The sequence below is a fragment of the Nonomuraea sp. NPDC049655 genome (genome assembly GCF_044465465.1).
GTDB lineage: Bacteria > Actinomycetota > Actinomycetes > Streptosporangiales > Streptosporangiaceae > Nonomuraea.
Genome location: NZ_JBITLS010000032.1, coordinates 1 through 18961 on the forward strand (window position 1 = coordinate 1; position 18961 = coordinate 18961).

General features: G+C 72.7%; 16 protein-coding genes. 12 read left to right on the forward strand and 4 right to left on the reverse strand.

Annotated elements, in window-relative coordinates:
• The first annotated feature begins 328 nt into the window (after positions 1–328).
• The 5 genes from ACIBQ6_RS50530 to ACIBQ6_RS50550 are packed head-to-tail and all read left to right on the forward strand — an operon-like array spanning position 329 to position 4411.
• Positions 329–1306 (forward strand): ABC transporter substrate-binding protein, encoded by a 978-nt coding sequence (locus ACIBQ6_RS50530; RefSeq protein ID WP_358302406.1) that lies wholly within the window; start codon positions 329–331, stop codon positions 1304–1306.
• 2 nt (positions 1307–1308) lie between these two features.
• A complete protein-coding gene (locus tag ACIBQ6_RS50535; RefSeq protein WP_358302404.1) occupies positions 1309–2367 on the forward strand; it encodes an iron ABC transporter permease in 1059 nt (352 codons plus the stop codon).
• The gene (locus ACIBQ6_RS50540) at positions 2364–3140 is read left to right on the forward strand and encodes an ABC transporter ATP-binding protein (protein WP_358302401.1); all 777 of its coding nucleotides are present in this window, start codon (positions 2364–2366) and stop codon (positions 3138–3140) included. Before ACIBQ6_RS50535 ends, ACIBQ6_RS50540 begins: the two co-directional genes overlap by 4 nt.
• Positions 3137–3775 carry an adenosylcobinamide amidohydrolase gene (locus ACIBQ6_RS50545; protein WP_364332063.1) on the forward strand — a complete coding sequence of 213 codons (639 nt, stop codon included), beginning with the start codon at positions 3137–3139 and terminating at the stop codon, positions 3773–3775. Before ACIBQ6_RS50540 ends, ACIBQ6_RS50545 begins: the two co-directional genes overlap by 4 nt.
• Before the next feature lie 54 nt (positions 3776–3829).
• On the forward strand, positions 3830–4411 hold the full coding sequence (locus ACIBQ6_RS50550; RefSeq protein ID WP_397219615.1) for a Uma2 family endonuclease: 582 nt from the start codon (positions 3830–3832) through the stop codon (positions 4409–4411).
• On the opposite strand, the gene ACIBQ6_RS50555 is transcribed toward ACIBQ6_RS50550, so the two are convergent.
• Together ACIBQ6_RS50555 and ACIBQ6_RS50560 are read right to left on the reverse strand one after the other, a co-directional pair.
• The gene (locus ACIBQ6_RS50555; RefSeq protein ID WP_397219616.1) at positions 4354–6054 is read right to left on the reverse strand and encodes a hydantoinase B/oxoprolinase family protein; all 1701 of its coding nucleotides are present in this window, start codon (positions 6052–6054) and stop codon (positions 4354–4356) included. The two genes, ACIBQ6_RS50550 and ACIBQ6_RS50555, sit on opposite strands and share 58 nt — an antisense overlap.
• Positions 6051–8042, reverse strand: coding sequence for a hydantoinase/oxoprolinase family protein (locus tag ACIBQ6_RS50560; protein WP_397219617.1), 1992 nt, complete (start codon positions 8040–8042; stop codon positions 6051–6053). The genes ACIBQ6_RS50555 and ACIBQ6_RS50560 overlap by 4 nt, the downstream gene beginning before the upstream one ends.
• 102 nt (positions 8043–8144) lie before the next feature.
• Between ACIBQ6_RS50560 and ACIBQ6_RS50565 the strand changes: the two genes are divergently transcribed.
• The 6 genes from ACIBQ6_RS50565 (at position 8145) to ACIBQ6_RS50590 (ending at position 15871) form a co-directional block, all read left to right on the forward strand.
• The gene (locus ACIBQ6_RS50565; RefSeq protein WP_358302386.1) at positions 8145–9620 is read left to right on the forward strand and encodes a hypothetical protein; all 1476 of its coding nucleotides are present in this window, start codon (positions 8145–8147) and stop codon (positions 9618–9620) included.
• A complete protein-coding gene (locus tag ACIBQ6_RS50570; RefSeq protein WP_397219620.1) occupies positions 9620–11338 on the forward strand; it encodes a serine/threonine protein kinase in 1719 nt (572 codons plus the stop codon). The genes ACIBQ6_RS50565 and ACIBQ6_RS50570 overlap by 1 nt, the downstream gene beginning before the upstream one ends.
• Positions 11339–11408: 70 nt before the next feature.
• Positions 11409–12065 (forward strand): response regulator transcription factor, encoded by a 657-nt coding sequence (locus tag ACIBQ6_RS50575; protein WP_125630960.1) that lies wholly within the window; start codon positions 11409–11411, stop codon positions 12063–12065.
• A gap of 70 nt (positions 12066–12135) precedes the next feature.
• On the forward strand, positions 12136–14199 hold the full coding sequence (locus ACIBQ6_RS50580; protein ID WP_397219618.1) for a DUF6421 family protein: 2064 nt from the start codon (positions 12136–12138) through the stop codon (positions 14197–14199).
• Positions 14196–14825, forward strand: coding sequence for an SDR family NAD(P)-dependent oxidoreductase (locus ACIBQ6_RS50585; protein WP_397162303.1), 630 nt, complete (start codon positions 14196–14198; stop codon positions 14823–14825). The genes ACIBQ6_RS50580 and ACIBQ6_RS50585 overlap by 4 nt, the downstream gene beginning before the upstream one ends.
• Entirely contained in the window at positions 14822–15871 is a 1050-nt protein-coding gene (locus tag ACIBQ6_RS50590; protein ID WP_352353523.1) for a low specificity L-threonine aldolase, read from the forward strand. Before ACIBQ6_RS50585 ends, ACIBQ6_RS50590 begins: the two co-directional genes overlap by 4 nt.
• A 7-nt stretch (positions 15872–15878) precedes the next feature.
• Here ACIBQ6_RS50590 and ACIBQ6_RS50595 read toward each other — a convergent pair whose 3' ends face one another.
• On the reverse strand, positions 15879–17300 hold the full coding sequence (locus ACIBQ6_RS50595; RefSeq protein WP_397219619.1) for a phytoene desaturase family protein: 1422 nt from the start codon (positions 17298–17300) through the stop codon (positions 15879–15881).
• Positions 17301–17358: 58 nt separating this feature from the next.
• Positions 17359–18012 carry a DUF305 domain-containing protein gene (locus ACIBQ6_RS50600; protein WP_358302379.1) on the reverse strand — a complete coding sequence of 218 codons (654 nt, stop codon included), beginning with the start codon at positions 18010–18012 and terminating at the stop codon, positions 17359–17361.
• A gap of 120 nt (positions 18013–18132) precedes the next feature.
• Here ACIBQ6_RS50600 and ACIBQ6_RS50605 point away from each other — a divergent pair, with 120 nt between their 5' ends.
• On the forward strand, positions 18133–18834 hold the full coding sequence (locus tag ACIBQ6_RS50605; RefSeq protein WP_358302375.1) for a DUF3105 domain-containing protein: 702 nt from the start codon (positions 18133–18135) through the stop codon (positions 18832–18834).
• Positions 18835–18961 lie beyond the last annotated feature (127 nt).

The following is an 18961-nucleotide window of genomic DNA, read 5'->3' on the forward strand; positions in this document are numbered from 1 at the left end:
CAAAACCCACAGCCACTACGACCAAGCAACCGCCTGGTCACACCACGACTACGACCTCACCGCTTGACACTCAACGTCCAGGGATGTCTGACCCCGGGGGTTTCGTCGCCTGACCCCGAGACCCCTTGACGTCGAGGACGTCTGGGGCATTGATAACGTTTGTCCGACGCGCAGTGCTGCAGCGAAGTCCGGTGCGATTCCGGCGCTGTCCCGCAACTGTCATAGCCAGGTCGCCTGCCTCTGCGCCGACGTCATCAACCCTCGTGGAAAAGGGTGATCCGTCGCTCATCGCGGGTCTCTCGGTTCCGACAGTGTGAAAGGACTACTCGTGAGGCCCGTACGCACGGCCTTCGCGGGCGCGCTGCTGGGAACGCTCGTCCTGGCCGGATGTGGCCAGACCGGCGCCAATGTCGCCCCCTCGAATTCCCCCACCGATTCCCCCACCGGCCCCCCTGCCGCGACCGCGGCGGCGAGCACCGGGGACTTCCCGGTCACCGTCGAGGCGGGCAACGGCAAGGTCACCCTCGCCAAGAAGCCCGAACGCATCGTCTCGCTCTCGGCCACCCACACCGAGACGCTGTTCGCGGTCGGCGCCGGCCCCCAGGTCGTCGCGGTGGACGACCAGTCGAACTACCCGCCGGAGGCGCCCAAGAGCGACCTGTCCGGCTTCAAGCCGAACGTCGAGGCGATCATCGCCAAGAAGCCCGACCTGGTCATCCTCTCCAACGACCAGGACAAGATCGTCGCCGAGCTGGCCAAGGTGAACGTCCCCGTCCTGCTCGAACCGGCCGCCACCGGGCTGGAGGAGGCGTACGAGGAGATCAGCGAGATCGGCGCGGCCACCGGCAACAAGGCCAAGGCCGACGAGGTCGTCTCCGGCATGAAGGCGGCCATGGCCAAGCTGGCCGCCGACGCCCCCAAGGACAAGAAGCTCACCTATTACCACGAGCTGGACCAGACGCCGTACGCCGCCACGTCCAAGACGTTCATCGGCCAGGTCTACGGCATGTTCGGGCTGACCAACATCGCCGACCAGGCCCCGGACGCGGCGGGCGGCTACCCCAAGCTGTCGGCCGAGTTCGTCGCCCAGGCCGACCCCGCGCTGATCTTCCTGGCCGACGTCAAGTGCTGCCAGCAGAGCAAGGAGACGCTGGCCAAGCGGCCCGGCTGGAAGAACCTCTCGGCCGTCAAGAACGACCAGGTGATCCAGCTCGACGACGACCTCGCCTCCCGCTGGGGCCCGCGCGTCGTGGACCTGGCCCAGGCGATCGGCGCGGCCGTGGCCAAGGCCGGCGGCGCGGGCTGAGCGTGACAGGCAAGGCGCAGCCGTCGAGGGCGCGTCCGGTCTGGGTGGCGGGCGCCCTCGCCGTGCTGGCCCTGACGATGGTCGCCGGGCTGCTCGGCGGCGCGGCGGACATCTCGCCGTGGCAGGTGGTCCTCCAGGTGGCGGACTGGTTGCCGTTCGTCTCGGCCGACTCGGGCCTCGCGCCGGTCGAGCAGGGCCTGCTGTACGAGCTGCGCCTGCCCAGGGTGCTCGTCGCCGCGGTCGTGGGCGGCCTGCTGGCCATGGCCGGCGCCGGGTACCAGGGCGTGTTCCGCAACCCGCTGGCCGACCCGTACCTGCTGGGGGCCGCCTCCGGCGCCGGGCTGGCCACGACGCTGGCCATCGTGCTGCTGCCCGGCGCGAGCGCGAGCATCCCCGTCGCCGCCTTCGCCGGGGCGGTGGGCGGGGTGTTCCTGGCGTACACGCTGGGCAACGCGGCCGGCCGCTCCGGCGGCACCGGTGGCGGCACCGGTGGCGGCACCGCGACATTGGTGCTGGCCGGGGTGGCGGTCACGTCGTTCCTGACCGCGATCCAGACGTTCGTCCAGCAGCTCAAGGTCGAGGAGCTGGAGCGCATCTACTCCTGGATCCTCGGCGACGTCGGCGGCGGATGGGACCAGCTCCTGCTGGTGCTGCCGTACGCCGCGGTCTCCTCCGTCCTGCTCCTGCTGCACGGCCGGATGCTGGACGTGCTCAGCGTCGGCGACGAGGAGGCCGGCAGCCTCGGCGTACGGGCCGGGCGGGTGCGCCTGACCGTCCTCGTGGCCGCCTCGCTGGCCACCGCGTCGGCCGTGGCGGTCAGCGGGCTCATCGGGTTCGTCGGCGTGGTCGTGCCGCACGTCGTCCGGCGGCTGGCGGGCGGCTCGTACCGGATCGTGCTGCCGCTGTCGCTGATCGGCGGCGCCGCCTTCCTCGTGGCGGCCGACCTCATCGCCCGTACCGTGATCGCGCCGGCCGAGCTGCCCATCGGGGTCGTCACGATGTTCGTCGGGGCGCCGTTCTTCGTCGGCGTCCTGCGCATGACCAGGCGGGTGGCCACGTGATCGGCGTACGGGCCCTGTCGGTGCGCCTGGGCGAGCGCGACGTGCTGACCGGCGTGGACGCGCACGTGCGGCGCGGCGAGTGGCTGGCGATCATCGGGCCCAACGGCGCGGGCAAGTCCACGCTGCTCAAGACCGTCATGGGCGCGATCGTCCCGCACCAGGGCGAGGTCGTGCTCGACGAGCGCCCGCTCGCCGCGCTCAAGCCCCGCGAGCGCGCCAGGCTGCTGGCCTACGCCCCGCAGACGCCCGCCCTGCCGCCCGACATGACGGTCTTCGACTACGCCCTGCTGGGGCGCACGCCGTACATCCCCTACCTGGGACGGGAGAGCCGGCACGACCGCGAGGTGACCGGGTCCGTGCTGGACCGGCTGGACCTGACCTCCTTCGCCGGACGCCGCGTCGGCGAGCTGTCCGGCGGCGAGCGCCAGCGCGTCGTGCTGGCCAGGGCGCTGGCCCAGCAGGCCCCCGTGCTGCTGCTCGACGAGCCCACCACCGCGCTCGACCTCGGCCACCAGCAGCAGGTGCTGGAACTGGTCGACCGCCTGCGCCGCGCCGACGGCCTGACCGTCGTCACCACCCTGCACGACCTGACCGTCGCCGGCCTGTACGCCGACTCCCTGATGCTGCTGGCCGACGGCCACGCCGCCGCCACGGGCCGCCCCGAACAGGTGCTCACCGAGGCGCTGATCGGACGGCACTTCGACGCCCGTGTCAAGATCGAGCCGGGCCCCGACGGGCGGCCCGTGGTGCACCTGGTGCGAGGTGGGACGTGAAGCTGACCTATCGCGTGGAGGAGGGGACCCGGCTGGGGTCCCTGCTGTGGGAGTTCGGGCCCGGCTTCCGGATGATCTCCTCGGCCATGCTCGGCGGCGGCATCGGCCCCCGCGAATGGGTGCTGAACGCCCAGGTCGTGGCCGGTTACGCGCGGATGGACCCGGTGGACCACCTGGTCGAGCTGGGCCCGTCCGGCCCCGGCGTCGGCATGCTGACCGCCGCCTCCGTCGACCGGTACGTGCGGGCCGCCGACGGGGGAGCCGAGGCCGTGGCCACCGTCGGGCTGCGCGTCCCCACCTGGGCCGCCGCCCCCGAGGGCGCCGCCGACCCCGAACTCGCCCCCATGCGGGCGGGCACCGTCAACATCGTCACCGTCCTGCCCGTCGCCATGACCGACGCCGCCCTGGTGAACCTGGTCATGACGGTCACCGAGGCCAAGACCCAGGCGCTGATCGAGGCCGGCTACCCCTGCACGGGCACCGCCTCGGACGCCGTCTGCGTGGTGGTGCCGCAGGACGGCCCCGAGCAGCTCTTCGGCGGCCCCCGCTCGGAGTGGGGCGCCCGCGCGGCCCGCGCCGTCCACACCGCCGTCCGCCGCGGCGCCGAGGCGTGGCGGCCCGGTGACTACAGGTGACCATGTTGGGGGAAGTGGCATGTGGGCAAGGGCGTGACTCGCGATACTGAGCGAGTGACCGCAACGCCGATCGAACCCCCCACAAAGTGCACCGTTCTTCCCGGCCCGGACGATGACCTCCTTACGTTCCCCAACGGCGGGGACCGTTACGAGCGCGTCTACGGGAGCCTGGTGGTGAGTCCTCCCTCCACCCCCGATCACCAGCGGGTGATCAGCCGGCTGCTGGTGATTCTCGACGACGCGGCCCCGCCCGGGCTGGAGCCCTTGCCCGGCGTCGGCGTTCGCGCCGACGAGGAATGCCTCCACATCCCCGACCTCGTCGTGGTGCCCGAAAAAGCCTGCGGATCGGGGCCGCTCGCGGCTGGCGACGTGTTGCTGGCCGTGGAGGTCGCAGGCCCGCACACCCGGCTGTTCGACGGTACGAACAAAGTGCTGTCCTACGCGGCAGCCGGAATCCCCGTCTACTGGCGCGTAGAACCCGATGAGGGGCCGATGCTCTACGTCTACGAGCTCGACGACGACTCCTACAAGGGGCCCGTCGCGTACGAGGCAGGCACCACGGTCAGTCTCTCGGCGCCCTATCCGGTGAGCTTCGATCCGGCCGTCCTGGTCGCCCCGCGGGGTTCGAAGCCGTAGTCCTTCGCGGCGCCTTCGGCGGTGATGTGGCCGGACTCCAGGTCGGCCAGGATCGCCGCCGGGTCCCTTTCCGACGGGGGGCCGAGGCCGCCGCCGCCCGTGGTCTCCACGACGAACGCCTCGCCCGCCGCGAACCGCACGTTGTTGACCTTCGAGGCCAGGCGTTCCACCCGCCCGTCCAGGTGGCGCTTGTGGAAGCCGCCCACCCTGCCGGGCAGGCCGCCGTCCCGGCCCGGGGGCGGGAGGCGCAGGCGGTCGCCGCGGGTGGTGACGTGGCAGTCGGCCAGGAAGCGGTAGACGGTACGCGAGCCGAGCCCGCCCCGGAAGCGGCCGGGGCCGCCGGAGTCGGCGATCGTCCCGACCGACTCCACGATCAGCGGGCAGCGGCTCTCCACCGGCTCGGCCTGCGGCACCGAGTTGCGGCCGATGCCGAAGTGCACGCCCGTCGCGTCCGGCCCGTCCAGCCCCTGCCGGGCGCCCACCCCGCCGAAGTCGTAGGACAGGTGGATCCAGTACGGCGCCCCCACCGCCGCGATCGAGAACGGCTGGAGGATCCCGCTGGCCGCGATCGCGCGGTCCGGCATCGCGTCCGACATCGCCTGGAACACCGCTTCCATGGCGGCGTAGATGGGGACGTACCGGCCGCCGCACGGATGCGGCGAACGGGCGTTCAGCAGGGAGCCCTCCGGCAGGACGACCTCGATCGCGCGCAGGCAGCCGTCGTTCATCGGGATCGTCGGGTCCAGGAAGCAGCGCACCGCGAAGACGGCCGCCGCCAGCGACTGCGACGCCGAGGCGTTGATCGCGGCGGGCACCTGCGGCCCGGTGCCGGTGAAGTCGAGGACGGCCGCGTCCCCGCCGAGCGTGACGGCGACCCGTACGTGGTGCGCCACCCCCGGCCGCACCCCGTCGTCGTCGATCGGGTACGACGCCTCGAACCGCCCCCGGGGCAGCTCCGCCAGCGCCGCGCGGGTCCTGGTCTCGGTGTGGTCCAGGTAGTCCTCGACGCCCGCGGCCAGGCCCGCCACGCCGTACTCGGCCATCAGGGCCTCCACGCGGGCGGCGGCCACCGCCGTCCCGGCGACCAGCGCCCGCACGTCGCCCATGACCTTGTCGGGCGTGCGGCTGTTGGCCCGCAGGACGGCCTCCACAGCCGGTTCGAGGCCGTCCCGGGTGGCCAGGCGGACCGGCGGGAGCTGGAGCCCTTCGAGGAAGATGTCGGTGGCCAGCGGGGCCATCCCGCCGGCCGACAGCCCGCCCAGGTCGGAGACGTGGATCATGGTGGCGGTGAAGTACGCCGGGACCCCGCCGGCGAACACCGGCCGGTAGACCAGCAGGTCGTTGGTGTGCACGCCGCCCCGGTAGGCGTCGTTGAGCGCGTACGCCTCGCCGGGCCGCATGGTGTGCGGCGGGACGTCCTTCAGCAGCTCGGGCAGCGCGGCCTTCAGTGCCATGCTGTTCATCAGCGTGGTCGCCATGGACTGCGCGACCAGGCGGCCCCCGGCGTCCAGGATCGCCGCCGAGGCGTCGGAGCCCTCCACGATGAACGTCGAGTACGCCGACCGCACCACCACGATGCTGGCCTCCTCGGCGGCCACGACCAGCGCGTTCCTCAGCACCTCGGCGGTCAGGGCGTCGTTCACGCGGCCCCCTCCAGGGTCAGGCGCACCGCGCCCGACGGGCCGGCCGCCGCCCGCCAGCCGGGCGGGACGACGATCGTGGACTCGGCGTCCTCGACGATCGCCGGGCCGCGCACCCGGCCCAGCGTCCGCCGGGTGTGCACGGGGACGTCGAGCCACCCGCCGGCCTCGGGGAAGTACGCCCTCCTGCGGCTCTCCGCGTCCCCACCAGACCCAGGTGCGGCGGGCGTGGCAGGCGTGGCGGGCGTGGCGGCGTCGGTGACGCGGACGCGGTAGCTGACCAGCTCGATCTCCCCCTGCTGGACAATCCCATACACCTGCGCATATTTCGCGAAGAACCGCGACGCCAGCTCCTCCCGCGACTCCGCCCAGTCCACGGTCAGGTCGTGCGACTGGCCCTTGAACCGCACGTCCACCGACCGGGCCACCCGCACCCGGGCGACGCCCAGGTCGGCGGCGGCGTCGGCGGCCAGCGCGGCGAAGACCTCCTCCGGGTCGCCCGCGTCCAGCCGCGACAGCACCCGGTCCGTCGACAGCGCCCCCGCCAGCAGCCCGGCCGCCGAGGCCACCCCGCAGTACGCGGGCACCACCACCGTCGCGATCCCGAACCGCCGCGCCACCCCGGCCGCGTGCATCGGCCCCGCGCCGCCGAACGCCACCAGCGCGAACCCCCGCGGGTCGATCCCGCGCTGGACCGTCACCACGTGCACGGCCGCGGCCATCGAGGCGTTGACGATCTCGTGCACGGCGTGCGCCGCCTCCTCCCGGGACACCCCGAGCGGCCCGGCCAGCCGGTCCACGGCCTTGGCCGCGAGCGGCGCCGACAGCGGCATCGAGGCCGAGGAGAGATAGCCGAGCACGAGGTCGGCGTCGGTGACCGTCGGCTCGCCGCCGCCGAGCCCGTAGCAGGCGGGACCGGGGGACGAGCCCGCCGACCGGGGCCCGACGCGCAGCGCGCCCGCCGGGTCCAGCCACGCGATGCTGCCCCCGCCCGCGCCGACCTCGGCCAGGTCGATGGCCGGCGTCTTGATCGGCACGCCGGTGCCCGCCCGCCGCCCGCCGAAGCTGCCCTTGCCGCCCACGTGGAACTCGTGGGTGATCTCCGGACGCCCCCCGCGCACCACGCACGCCTTGGCCGTCGTGCCGCCCATGTCGAACGAGATCACGTCCGGCAGCCCGGTCGCGGCCGCCGCCAGCACTCCGGCGGCCGGCCCGGACTCGATGGTGGACACCGCGCGCCGGGCCGCCAGCTCGGCCGAGACGACCCCGCCGCCGGACTCCATGACGTGCACGGGCGCGTCGATCCCGATCGCGGCCAGGCGCTCGCGCAGGCGCGACAGGTAGGAGGTCATCAGCGGGCCGATGTAGGCGGACATGATGGTGGTGGTGGCGCGCTCGTACTCGCGGATCTCGGGCCAGATCTCGCAGGAGGCCACCACGTGCGGCACGTGCTCGCGCAGGATCGCCGCGGCCCGCCGTTCGTGGGCGGGCTCGGCGTAGGAGTGCAGCAGGCAGACGGCCGCCGAGGTGATGCCGCGCCGGGCGATCTCCGCCGCGGCCCGCCGTACCGAGCCGGGGTCAAGGGGGGTGAGCACGGCGCCGCGGGCCGAGACGCGCTCGTCCACCTCGAAGCAGTCGCCGGGCGCGACCGGGGGAGGGGGCGGCGTGAAGCGCAGGTCGTACCGGTCCTCCTCCACGCGGGCGTAACGGCCGAGCGGGACGGCGGCGCGGAAGCCCCGGGTGGTCACGAACGCCACCCGCGCGCCGGTGCGTTCGAGCACCGCGTTGGTCGCCAGCGTGGTGGCGTGCACGACCCGGGTGACCCGGGCGGGGTCCACGGATCCGAGCGCGCGAGTAACGCCGGTGAGTATGCCCGCGATGGGGTCGTCGTGGGTGCTCAGACACTTGGCCACGGCGGTGACCCCGTCGGGGCCGCTCAGGACCACGTCGGTGAAGGTGCCGCCGACGTCGACGCCGATCGCGAACCCCATCCCGGTACGGTAGATCCCCGAGCAAGCGCTTGTCTATGTATCGATCTCTTGACTTACGGCATCTGATTGGGAACCTGGATCTATTCAGTGTTTGGAGCCAAGATGGCGCGCATCACAGCTCTGGCGGGCGGCGTGGCGGCGGCGCTCGTGCTGCTCGCGATCCCCGCCGCTCTCCCCGCCGCGGCCCACAACCATCCCAGCGGGATCACCGATCTGGTGACGCCGGCCGTGGTGCGGGTGGAGGCGGTGTCCCATGTGGAGATCACCCTGCTCGACCACATCGGCGAGCTGAAACACGTGGAGCGCTCCTACGACATCCCGTTCGCCTCGGGCACGGGGACCGTCGTCAACCCCGAGGGCGACGTCGTCACGCTCAGGCGCAACGCCGTCAACCCCGATGACGTCGCCGTCTACGCCGCCAACAAGATCTTCGCCGAGCACCACAAGGTGAAGATCCCGCTCGACTACCAGAAGCACAAGCTCAAGGACGACCTGCTCGACCACCACCTGCAGGAGTGCTACCCGCCCAAGACCAGCACCGCCACCTGCATCATCGACGTGACCACCGACATCACGGTGTTCACCAACGTCTCGCCGCCCGGCCAGGGCCTGAAGTACAAGTGCATCAAGGCCGGCAAGACCCCCGACACGCCCGCCGTGCTGGTCCCGCTCACGCCCGCCGCCGGCAGCGTCGGCATGCCGACCGCGCCGCTCGCCGACAAGGTGCCCGAGCAGGAGGGCTCGCCGACCAACGTGGCCGGCTTCCTCGGCCGGCCGGGGCCCGGCGTCCAGGAGACCGTGCAGATCGCCCACCTGGCCAAGGGCGGCCAGGCCGGCGTGTCCGGCAGGCCGTTCGCCGACCCGGAGAAGAAGGTGGACGAGCCGGTCAAGCTGGGCGCCCTGGTCGACCAGGGCCTGGCCGGCGCGCCGGTGATCGGCGACAAGGACGGGCACGTCATCGGCATGCTCATCGGCGGCGGCAAGTCGGCCGCCATGCTGGGGGTCCGGGAGATCACCGCCACCCTGGCCGCGGCCAAGGTCGCGCCGCGCAGGGGCGCGATCGACACCGCCTTCGAGGCCGCGCTGACCCGCTACCACACCAGGTACTACACCGAGGCGGCGCCGGGCTTCCAGCGCGTCCTGGAGCTCTACCCCGGCAACGTGGTGGCCGCCACGCTGCTCAAGACGTCGCTGGCCAAGCGCGGCGGCCCCGAGGACCAGGGCACCAAGCAGGCGGCGGCGCCCCCGTCGCGCTCCACGCCGCTGTGGCCGTTCCTGGTGGCGGCCGGGCTGCTGCTCATCGCCGGGGCCGGCCTGGTGTTCCTGCTGTGGCGGCGGCGGGCCCCGGAGAGACCGGTCGAGCCGCCGGAGCCCCTGCCGGTGCCCTCGCCCTTCGACGAGGGCGCCAGCCAGACCGTCGTCGTGCGCCGCTCGCAGCCGTTCCAGGCGGTCCCGCAGCAGCAGCAGGTGATGACCGCCCCCGACTCGCCGCCGGTCAAGTACTGCACCTCGTGCGGCATGAGGCTCGGCCCGGCCCATCGTTTCTGCGGCTACTGCGGCCATCCCATCGAGACGTGATGCAATTGAACGACAGATCGCTCATCGGCCAGGAGGTGGCCGGGTACTACATCGAGGACATCGTCGGCAAGGGCGGCATGGCCGTCGTCTACCTGGCGCTCGACCCCCGGCTGAGCCGCCGCGTGGCGTTGAAGATCCTCAACCCGGTGCTCTCCGTGGACGACAGGTTCCGCCAGCGCTTCATCCTGGAGTCCAGGACGGTCGCCAGCATCGAGCACCCCAACATCATCCCCATCTACGAGGCCAACGCCGACGCCGACGGCGTGCTGTACATCGCCATGCGCTACGTGGACGGCCTCGACCTGCGCCGGCTCATCTACGACCGGGGCCCGCTGCCGCTCGCCCAGGCCAGCCAGATCTTCGCCCAGACGGCCGCCGCGCTCGACGCCGCGCACGCCCACGACCTGATCCACCGCGACGTGAAACCGGCCAACATCCTGCTGGCCGGCGACCACGTCTACCTGACCGACTTCGGCATCACCAAGCACCGCTCGTCGATCTCCGGCCTGACCCAGACCGACCAGTTCATCGGCACGCCCCGGTACATGTCGCCCGAGCAGATCAACAAGGAGCACATCGACGGCCGGTGCGACCAGTACGCGCTGGCCTGCGTGGTCTACGAGGCGCTGAGCGCGCGGCTGCCGTTCCAGCGGGAGAACGACATCGCGCTGCTGTGGGCGCACCTGGCCGAGCAGCCGGCGCCGCTGTCGCAGCTGCGTCCCGAGCTGCCGCCGCAGGTGGACGTCGTGATGGCGCGCGCGCTGGCCAAGGCGCCCGAGCAGCGCTACGCCACCTGCGCCGAGTTCGTGACCGCGCTGCGCGACGCGATCAGCGGCCAGGAGGCCGAGCCGGGCGGCCGGCACCCGTCGGGGCCCCATCTGGTCCCGCACGCCGTCCCGCGCACCGGCCCGCACGCGGCTCCGGTCCCGGGAGCGGCGGCGGGCCCACAGGCAGGCCCGCGTACGGGGCCTCAGGCCGTCCCACAGACAGGACCGCACCAGAGCCCGTACGCGGTGCCCGGCACGGGCCCGCACGGCCTGGGGCAGCCCTCGGGGCCGCACGAGGACCATTCCCGGCGCGCGGCCCCCACCCATCCCACGGCTCCGGCCAGGCGGCCGGGGCGGCTGCCGATCGTGGCGGTCACGCTGGTGGCCGCCGCGGCCGCGCTGACGCTGGTCGCGATGATCATCTTCAACCACCGCGGCGACACCTGGTCGCGCTACGCCGCCAGCGCCGCCGCGCCGCTGGCCTTCGAGTACCCCGGCGACTGGACCGCGCGCACCCACCAGGACCTGTTCGCCGTGGCCTCGCCGCACGCCACCGAGTTCGAGTCGCTGTTCGTGGCCGGTCCGGGCGCCGACTGGTCGGCGATCTCCCAGATCGTCGCCGACGACCCCGACAGCGCCGTGGGGGTGTACGTCCAGGTCTCCGACACCCTCGACGCGGGCGGCGACTCCGAGCAGATGAAGAGCAAGATGGACAACCTGCTGCCCGGCCAGGTGGACCTGGGCAAGCCGGTCCAGGACCAGGCGGGCAGCAGCCCGGCCACCCGCTTCGACGGCGTGCTGCACGACCCGGCCGGCGGCACCCGGCTCGGGTTCGTCAGCTACGTCATCGACCGTCAGCCCAAGACCATGCTCGTGATGTACTTCTGCGCCAAGAACACCTGCGACGACGCCGTCCAGACGCGCATCAGGCAGAGCGTGCGCCCTTCGTAGACTTGTAACTGACTTGTGCCCGGCTTGACCTGGGTGTCCAAGCCGGGCATCGGCCGTCTACCCTCCGCCTGTGGGCATACGAATCGTCATCGCCGACGACCAGGCGATGGTCAGGGCCGGGTTGCGCATGGTCGTCGAGAGCGACCCCGGCATGGAGGTCGTCGGCGAGGCCGGCGACGGACGCGAGGCCATCGCGGTGGCCCGCCGCACCAGACCCGACATCGTCCTGATGGACATCTCCATGCCCCGGCTCGACGGGCTGGCCGCGGCCAAGGAGCTGCTGGACACGCCCTCGCCGCCCAAGGTCATCACGCTCACGACGTTCGACACCGACGAGAACCTCTACGCCGCGCTGCGCGCCGGCACCAGCGGGTTCCTGCTCAAGGTGTCGCCGCCCGAGCAGCTGCTGGAGGCGATCAGGGTGGTGCACGCCGGCGACGCGCTGCTCGACCCGGCCGTGACCAGCCGGGTCATCGCCACGTTCGCCGGGCGCGCCGACCCCACGCCCTCGCCGATGCTGGCCGAGCTGACACCGCGCGAGCTGGAGGTGCTGCGGCTGCTGGCCAGGGGGCTGACGAACGCCGAGATCGCCAGGGACCTGTACGTCGGCGAGGCCACGGTCAAGACGCACGTGGCCAGGGTGCTGATGAAACTGTGCCTGCGGGACCGGGCCCAGGCGGTCGTCTTCGCCTACGAATCAGGGGTTGTGCGCCCCGGTGCGGCCTGAGGTTTGACGGACAGGGGGGTACGTATGTGTATATTTTCCGTGAGAAGGCGGTAGCAACAGGAGATATTTCATGCCATCGTTCCCCCGGGTGCTGTTCGACGAGGCCCACAGCGAGTCGTGGACCATCCGCCGCGAGGTCGCCGAGACCATCAATCCCGCCCATCCCGACGACAACAGCTACGCGCGCGCGGCAGCCGCGCTGCGCCATCTGGGGCACGACGTGCTCGCCCACACCGAGGGCGCCCTGACGGCCGGGGCGCTGTCCGGCCAGGACGTCCTGGTGATCGCCCACCCGTCCGGCGACCGGTGGGAGCGCACCACCGGCCACGGCAGCCCCGTCTTCGCCGCCGACGAGCTGGACGCCGTCGAGTCGTTCGTGGCCGAGGGCGGCGGGCTCGTGGTGCTGGCCGAGGAGGAGCAGGACAAGTACGGCAACAACGTCGCCGAGCTGCTCGCCCGCTTCGGCGTCGGCGTCGGTCACACGACCGTGCGCGACCCGAGGAACGCCCACCGCGAGGTCGCCACCTGGGTGCTCGCCGAGCGCGCCACGGGCGACGGCGTGCTGGCCGGCGTCCAGCGGGCCTGCTTCTACCGCTCGGGCGTCCTGACCGCCCCCGAGGAGGCGACGGTGCTGTTCGCCACCTCTGCCACCGCCGACCCGGCGGGCGCGCCGCTGGCCGTCGCCCTGCGGCACGGCAAGGGCCGCGTCGTCGTGTTCGCCGACTCCGACCTGTTCGGCGACGACTCGATCGAGGACTACGACCACCGCAGGCTCTGGGGCAACGTGATCACCTGGGCCGCCCGCGTCCCCGGCGGCGACGAGGCCGCCGGATCCCGGGACGAGGCCAAGGCCGCGCTGTTCGCCCGGCTCAAGGAGGCCGTGGAGGAGCTGCGCCCGCTGCAGGTCAAGGACGGCTCGGTGCCGGAGGAGAAGGAGCGGGCCAAGGCGCTGGTCGCCGAGATCGGCCGCCGCGTGGGCGAAATTTCGCCTTATTTCCCCCATGACGCCGCGTACCTCCAGGCCGTCCAGGACGACCTGGCCGCCTGGGCCGAGCAGGACCTCGGCGTGCCCGACTTCCTGCGCGCCCTGGACCTCTTCCACCCCGACACCCAGCGCGTGGACGGCCTGGAGCACGTCGTGGTGTTCCCCATGTACACCCAGAACGGCAACCTCGACCGCAACCTCGAAGCTGTCTGGATCCGCACCATCTGGCCCGACTGGCTGGCCCGGCTGGAGGCGGGCGGCTACGACAACCCGATGTTCGTGCCGATCGCGTTCGAGGACTTCACCTCCGGCTACGACACCCACTCGGCCGTGCTGTTCCCCGAGACGGTCGCGGTGCGCCAGGCCCCGGCCCGCTTCACCTGGGGCGGCATCTTCGCCGACCGCGAGTCCGCCCGGTTCCGCCGGGTCTCGGCGGCCGCCGCCGCCACGCTCCGGCTCGACCTGCCGCCGGACGCCGCCCGCCTGCTGGACTCCCAGCAGCTCGCCCAGGACACGTTCGTGCTGTGGGACCTGATCCACGACCGCACGCACAGCCACGGCGACCTGCCGTTCGACCCGTTCATGATCAAGCAGCGGATGCCGTACTGGCTGTACTCGCTGGAGGAGCTGCGCTGCGACCTGACCGCGTTCGGCGAGGCCGTGGAGCTGGAGGGCAAGGGCGTGCCGCACGCCCGGTACGTGCAGCTCGCCATCCTGTTCGACCGGCTGTTCAGGTTCCCGGTCACCGGTGACCGGGTGCGCAACTACGACGGGCTCGGCGGCCAGCTGCTCTTCGCGTACCTGCACCGCAACGACATCGTCCGCTGGACCGACAACCGGCTCACGATCGACTGGGAGCGGGTCGCGGACGGCGTGGCCGACCTGCGGGGCGAGGTCGAGAAGTTGTACCGCGACAGCATCGACCGGTCCAAGCTGGCCCACTGGCTGGCCGCGCACGAGCTGGTCAGCGCGTACGTGCCGCCGGCCCCCGGCTCGGTGTGGGCCAAGGGCGTCCAGGCCCTGCCCGAGGAGCAGAAGGCCAAGGTGGACGCGGTGCTGCCGGACGAGTTCCCGCTCAGCATGTTCTACGAGGCCCTGCGCCGTAAGCTGACAGACGTGGTCGAGTCGACTAAGGGGATCCGCGCATGATCATCCTGGTGACGGGGGCCGGCGGCCCCACCGGGGAAGCCGTTTCCGAGCACTTCCGCAAGCAGGGGCACACCGTGATCGGGGTCGACAAGGACGACGTCGACCTGCTCGACCGCGCGGCCGTCCAGGACCTCGCGGCCCGGATCGACGCCGAGCACGGCCGGGTCGACGGAGTGGTCCACCTGGTCGGCGGCTGGCGCGGCTCGCGCACGTTCGCCGACACCCGCCTGGAGGACTGGGACGCCCTGCACGACCTGCTGATCCGCACGCTCCAGCACGTGTCGCTGGCCTTCGAGCCGCTGCTGCGCAAGAGCGACAACGGCCGGTTCGTGATCATCTCCGCCAAGGCCGCCCAGCGGCCCACGGCGGGCGGCGCGGCCTACGCGGCGGCCAAGGCGGCCTCGGAGGCCTGGACGCTCTCCCTGGCCGACGCGCTGTCCGGCACGAACGCGGCAGCGGTCATACTGGTGGTTAAGGCCCTGGTCAACGACGCGATGAGGGCCGCGAAGCCGGAGGCGAAGTTCCCCGGCTTCACCGACGTCGGCGACCTGGCGGCGGCGATCGCCGGCCTCTACGACCGCCCCGCCGCAGACATCAACGGCACCCGATTGGACCTCACTTCTTGATCCCCCGGCACGACCCCCAGCTCAAGGCGTTCGCCAGCGACAACTACGCCGGCGTGCACCCGGAGATCCTCCAGGCCATCGTCCAGGCCAACGGCGGTCACCAGATCGCCTACGGCGACGACGTCTACACCGAGGCGCTGCAGCAGGTCTTCCAGCGGCACTTCGGCGACGGGGCGCGGGCCTGGCCGGTCTTCAACGGCACGGCGGCCAACGTGGTCTCGCTGCGCGCGATGACCGCCCACTGGGAGGCGGTCATCTGCGCCGAGAGCGCCCACATCCACACCGACGAGGGCGGCGCCCCCGAGGTGGCGGGCGGCATCAAGCTGCTCACCGTGCCCACGCCCGACGGCAAGCTCACCCCCGAGCTGATCGACCGCCAGGCGTGGGGCTTCGGCGACGTGCACCGGGCCCAGCCCAAGGTGGTGTCCATCTCCAACACCACCGAGTGGGGCACCGTCTACACGCCCGAGGAGATCGCCGCGATCTGCGCCCACGCGCACGAGCTCGGCCTGCTCGTCCACCTCGACGGCTCGCGGCTGACCAACGCCGCGGCCGCGCTCGACGTGCCGATGCGGGCCCTGACCACCGACGCGGGCGTGGACGTGCTCTCCTTCGGCGGCACCAAGATCGGCCTGCTGTACGGCGAGGCCGTCGTGGTGCTCAACCCGTCGGCGGCCACCGGCGTCGACTACATCCGCAAGACGTTCATGCAGCTGTCGTCCAAGATGCGGTTCGTCTCGGCGCAGTTCGAGGCGCTGCTCTCGGGCGACCTGTGGCTGCGCAACGCGCGGCAGGCCAACGCCATGGGGCGGCGGCTGGCCGAGGCCGTGGGGCGCATCCCGGGCGTCACGCTGCCCCGGCCCGTGGAGGCCAACGCGGTCTTCGCGATCCTGCCGGCGGACGTCACCGAGCGGCTGCAGAAGCGCTTCCGCTTCTACACCTGGAACGAGGCGACCGGCGAGGTGCGCTGGATGTGCGCCTTCGACACCACCGAGGCGGACGTCGACGCGTTCGCGGCGGCGGTCGCCGAGGAGATGCGGGCCTGATCGGCGGTCAGGAGGCGTGCCGCTCCGCCTGCGTGGCCAGGCGGGCGGCCTGCCAGCCGCCCATCCCGTGCACGCCGGGCCCCGGGGGCGTCGAGGACGAGCAGAGGAACACCCCCGGCAGCGGGGTGCGCCACGGCGCGGCCGACCAGACCGGCCGCCGCACGAGCTGGACCAGGTCGTTCAGCCCGCCGCCGATGTCGCCGCCGACCAGGTTGGGGTTGCCCGCCTCCAGGGCGGCGGGGCCGGTCGCGTGCCTGGCCAGCACCCGGTCGCGGAAACCGGGCGCGTACCGCTCGATCTGGGCCTCGACGGCGTCCGTCATGTCCGCCGCCGAGCCGTTGGGGACGTGGCAGTAGGCCCACAGCGTGTGCCCGCCCCTGGTCGGATCGGCCGCGTACGGCTGCACGACCAGCACGTACGGGCGGGGCGAGTGCCGTCCGGCGGCGACCTCCGCCTCGGCGAGCGCGATCTCCTCCAGCGTCCCGCCCAGGTGCACGGTCCCGGCCCGCGCGACCTCGGGGTCACGCCAGGGCACCGGGCCGTCGAGCGCCCAGTCCAGCTTGAAGACGCCGGGCCCGTACCGGTAGCGGCGCAGGCCGCGGCGGTAACCGGCGGGCAGGTCGGCCATCGCGAGGAACTGCCGGGGCGTCACGTCGAGCACCACCGTCCGGGCGTCGAGCTCGTCGAGCCGCTCGACCCGGTGGCCCGTCACCGCCTCGCCGCCCAGCGACCGCAGCTCGGCCACCAGCGCGTCGGCCAGCACCTGCGAGCCGCCGCGCACGACCGGCCAGCCCACCAGGTGGGCCAGCGCCCCGAGCACCAGCCCGTAACCGGCGCTGACGGGGGAGCGCAGGTCGAGCATGGAGTGCGCGGCCAGCCCGGCCAGCAGCGCCCGCCCCTCGACGGTGCGCAGCGCCCGGCGGCCGAACGTCGTGGCCGGCAGCGCTGCCGCGACCCCGAACCCGGCCGCCCGCGCGAACGTGCCCGGCCCGGCCCGCCACGGCCCGAGCGGGCTGAGCAGCACCTCCATGAGCGGGAACCCGGCCCGCGCCGCCGCCCCCGCGGTCGCCTGCCAGACCCGGCCGTCCCTGCCGAGCCCTTCGGCCGTACGGGCCGCGTCGCGGTGCAGCAGCACGGCCGGACGGTCGTCGAGCGGATGGGCCGCGGCCACCGGCGGATGGGCGAACTCGACCCCCTTGAGGTCGAGCGCCCGCATCGCCGGCGAGGCCAGCGCCATCGCCATCACGGTGGCGCCCAGGTCGTGCACCCGGCCGGGCAGCGTCAGCTCGCCGGAGCGCAGCCCGCCGCCGAACCGGTCGGCCGCCTCCAGCAGCAGCACCTCGCGCCCGGCGCGGGCCAGCATGACCGCGGCGATCAGCCCGTTGGGGCCCGACCCCACGACGACCGTCTCAGCCCTTGCGGTGACCATGGCGCCCGCCCTTCCGCGCTCCGGGGCTCCAGCCTCTCACGCCGCCCCGCGCGGGGGTTCAGGAGGCCAGGATCGACGGGTACGGCTGCGCGCCCCGCTGCTTGAGCAGGTCGGTCATCAGCTTGATCTCACCGCTCTGCCCCTGGACGATCTTCTGGGCCATGCCGGCCACCTCGTCCCGCTTGGACAGCTTGAGCAGCCCCTCGGCCATCTCCACGCCGCCCTCGTGGTGGCGGATCATGAGCTGCAGGAACAGCACCTCGGCCTGGACGCCCTGCAGCTCCTTGAGCTTGGCCAGCTCCTGCGGCGAGGCCATGCCGGGCATCGCGCCCGCGGCCGTGCCCGCGGCCGTGCCCGGCGCCGCGGGCGTGGCGCCGTGGCCGTGGCCCGCCATCCAGGCCATCGGGCGCTGGTCGGTCGCCTGGTCGAGGCCCCACTGCTGCAACCAGCCCTGGAACATGCCGCGCTGGTTGGACTGCGTGGTGATGATGTCGAAGGCGAGGTTCCTGATCTCCTTGGCCGGGCCCTTGTCCCGGATGACGAACGCCATCTCCACGGCCTGCGCGTGATGCGTGGCCATGTCGCGGGCGAACCCGGCTTCGGGCGAGGAGTCCCCGGGCGTGGAGTCGCGGCCGAACAGCAGGAACGCCGCGGCGAGGAGCACCAGCACGGCGCAGACGATCAGAACGGGTTTTCTGGCGGGCTTTTCCATGGCCAGTCCAGCGTACCCATCCCCGCGCAAGCTGTGATCCGACGCTTATGCGCCTCTTATTCTCCGCATACGCCGGTAGGGCATAGGGTGACCGGAGTCAGGTACGCCGATGGAGGGACGATGACGAAGGAGAAGGCGCAGGCGCGGCGCGAGCATCTGCAGAAGATGCGGGCCGAGCAGCAGCGCAAACAACGCCGCGCCGCACTGCTCATGTGGGGGACGGGCGGTCTCATCGTCGTGCTCCTCGTCGGCGTGGTCGGCATCTACCTGGTCAACCAGGCGCGCGCGACCTCGCTCGACGCGGTGACCAACTACAAGTACGAGGCCGGCCAGCACGTCGCCAAGACGGTCACCTACAAGGAGACCCCGCCCGTCGGCGGCGAGCACAACAACTACTGGCAGCAGTGCGCGGTCTACGACAAGCCGATCCACAACGAGCACGCGGTGCACTCGCTGGAGCACGGCGCGGTCTGGATCACCTACCGCCCCGACCTGCCCAAGGCGCAGCTCGACGCGCTGAAGGACGTGGCCACCTCCACCGGTCAGCAGGACTACATGCTGGTCAGCCCCTACCCGGGCCTGCCGGCGCCGATCGTCGCCTCGACGTGGGGCCACCAGCTCAAGCTCCAGGACCCGTCCGACCCCAAGCTCCCGGCCTTCATCAAGAAGTACCAGAACGGCCGTGACACCCCCGAGCCGGGCGCCATCTGCGGCGGCCAGGACGCCATCACCACCACGTCCGACCAGGCCCCGCTGCCGCCCGCGCCGACGGGCAACACCCCGATGGAGACGCTGGCGCCCTCGCCCAGCCAGTCCAAGTAACACCCCTTCGCGACACGTCGAGGGGCCCGCGCCCGCCGGGCCCCCCCCCGGGGGGGGGGGGGGGGCGGGCCGGGGGGCCGCCCGCCGCGCCCCCGCGGCGGGGGGGGGGGGCCACGCCAGTCATGTG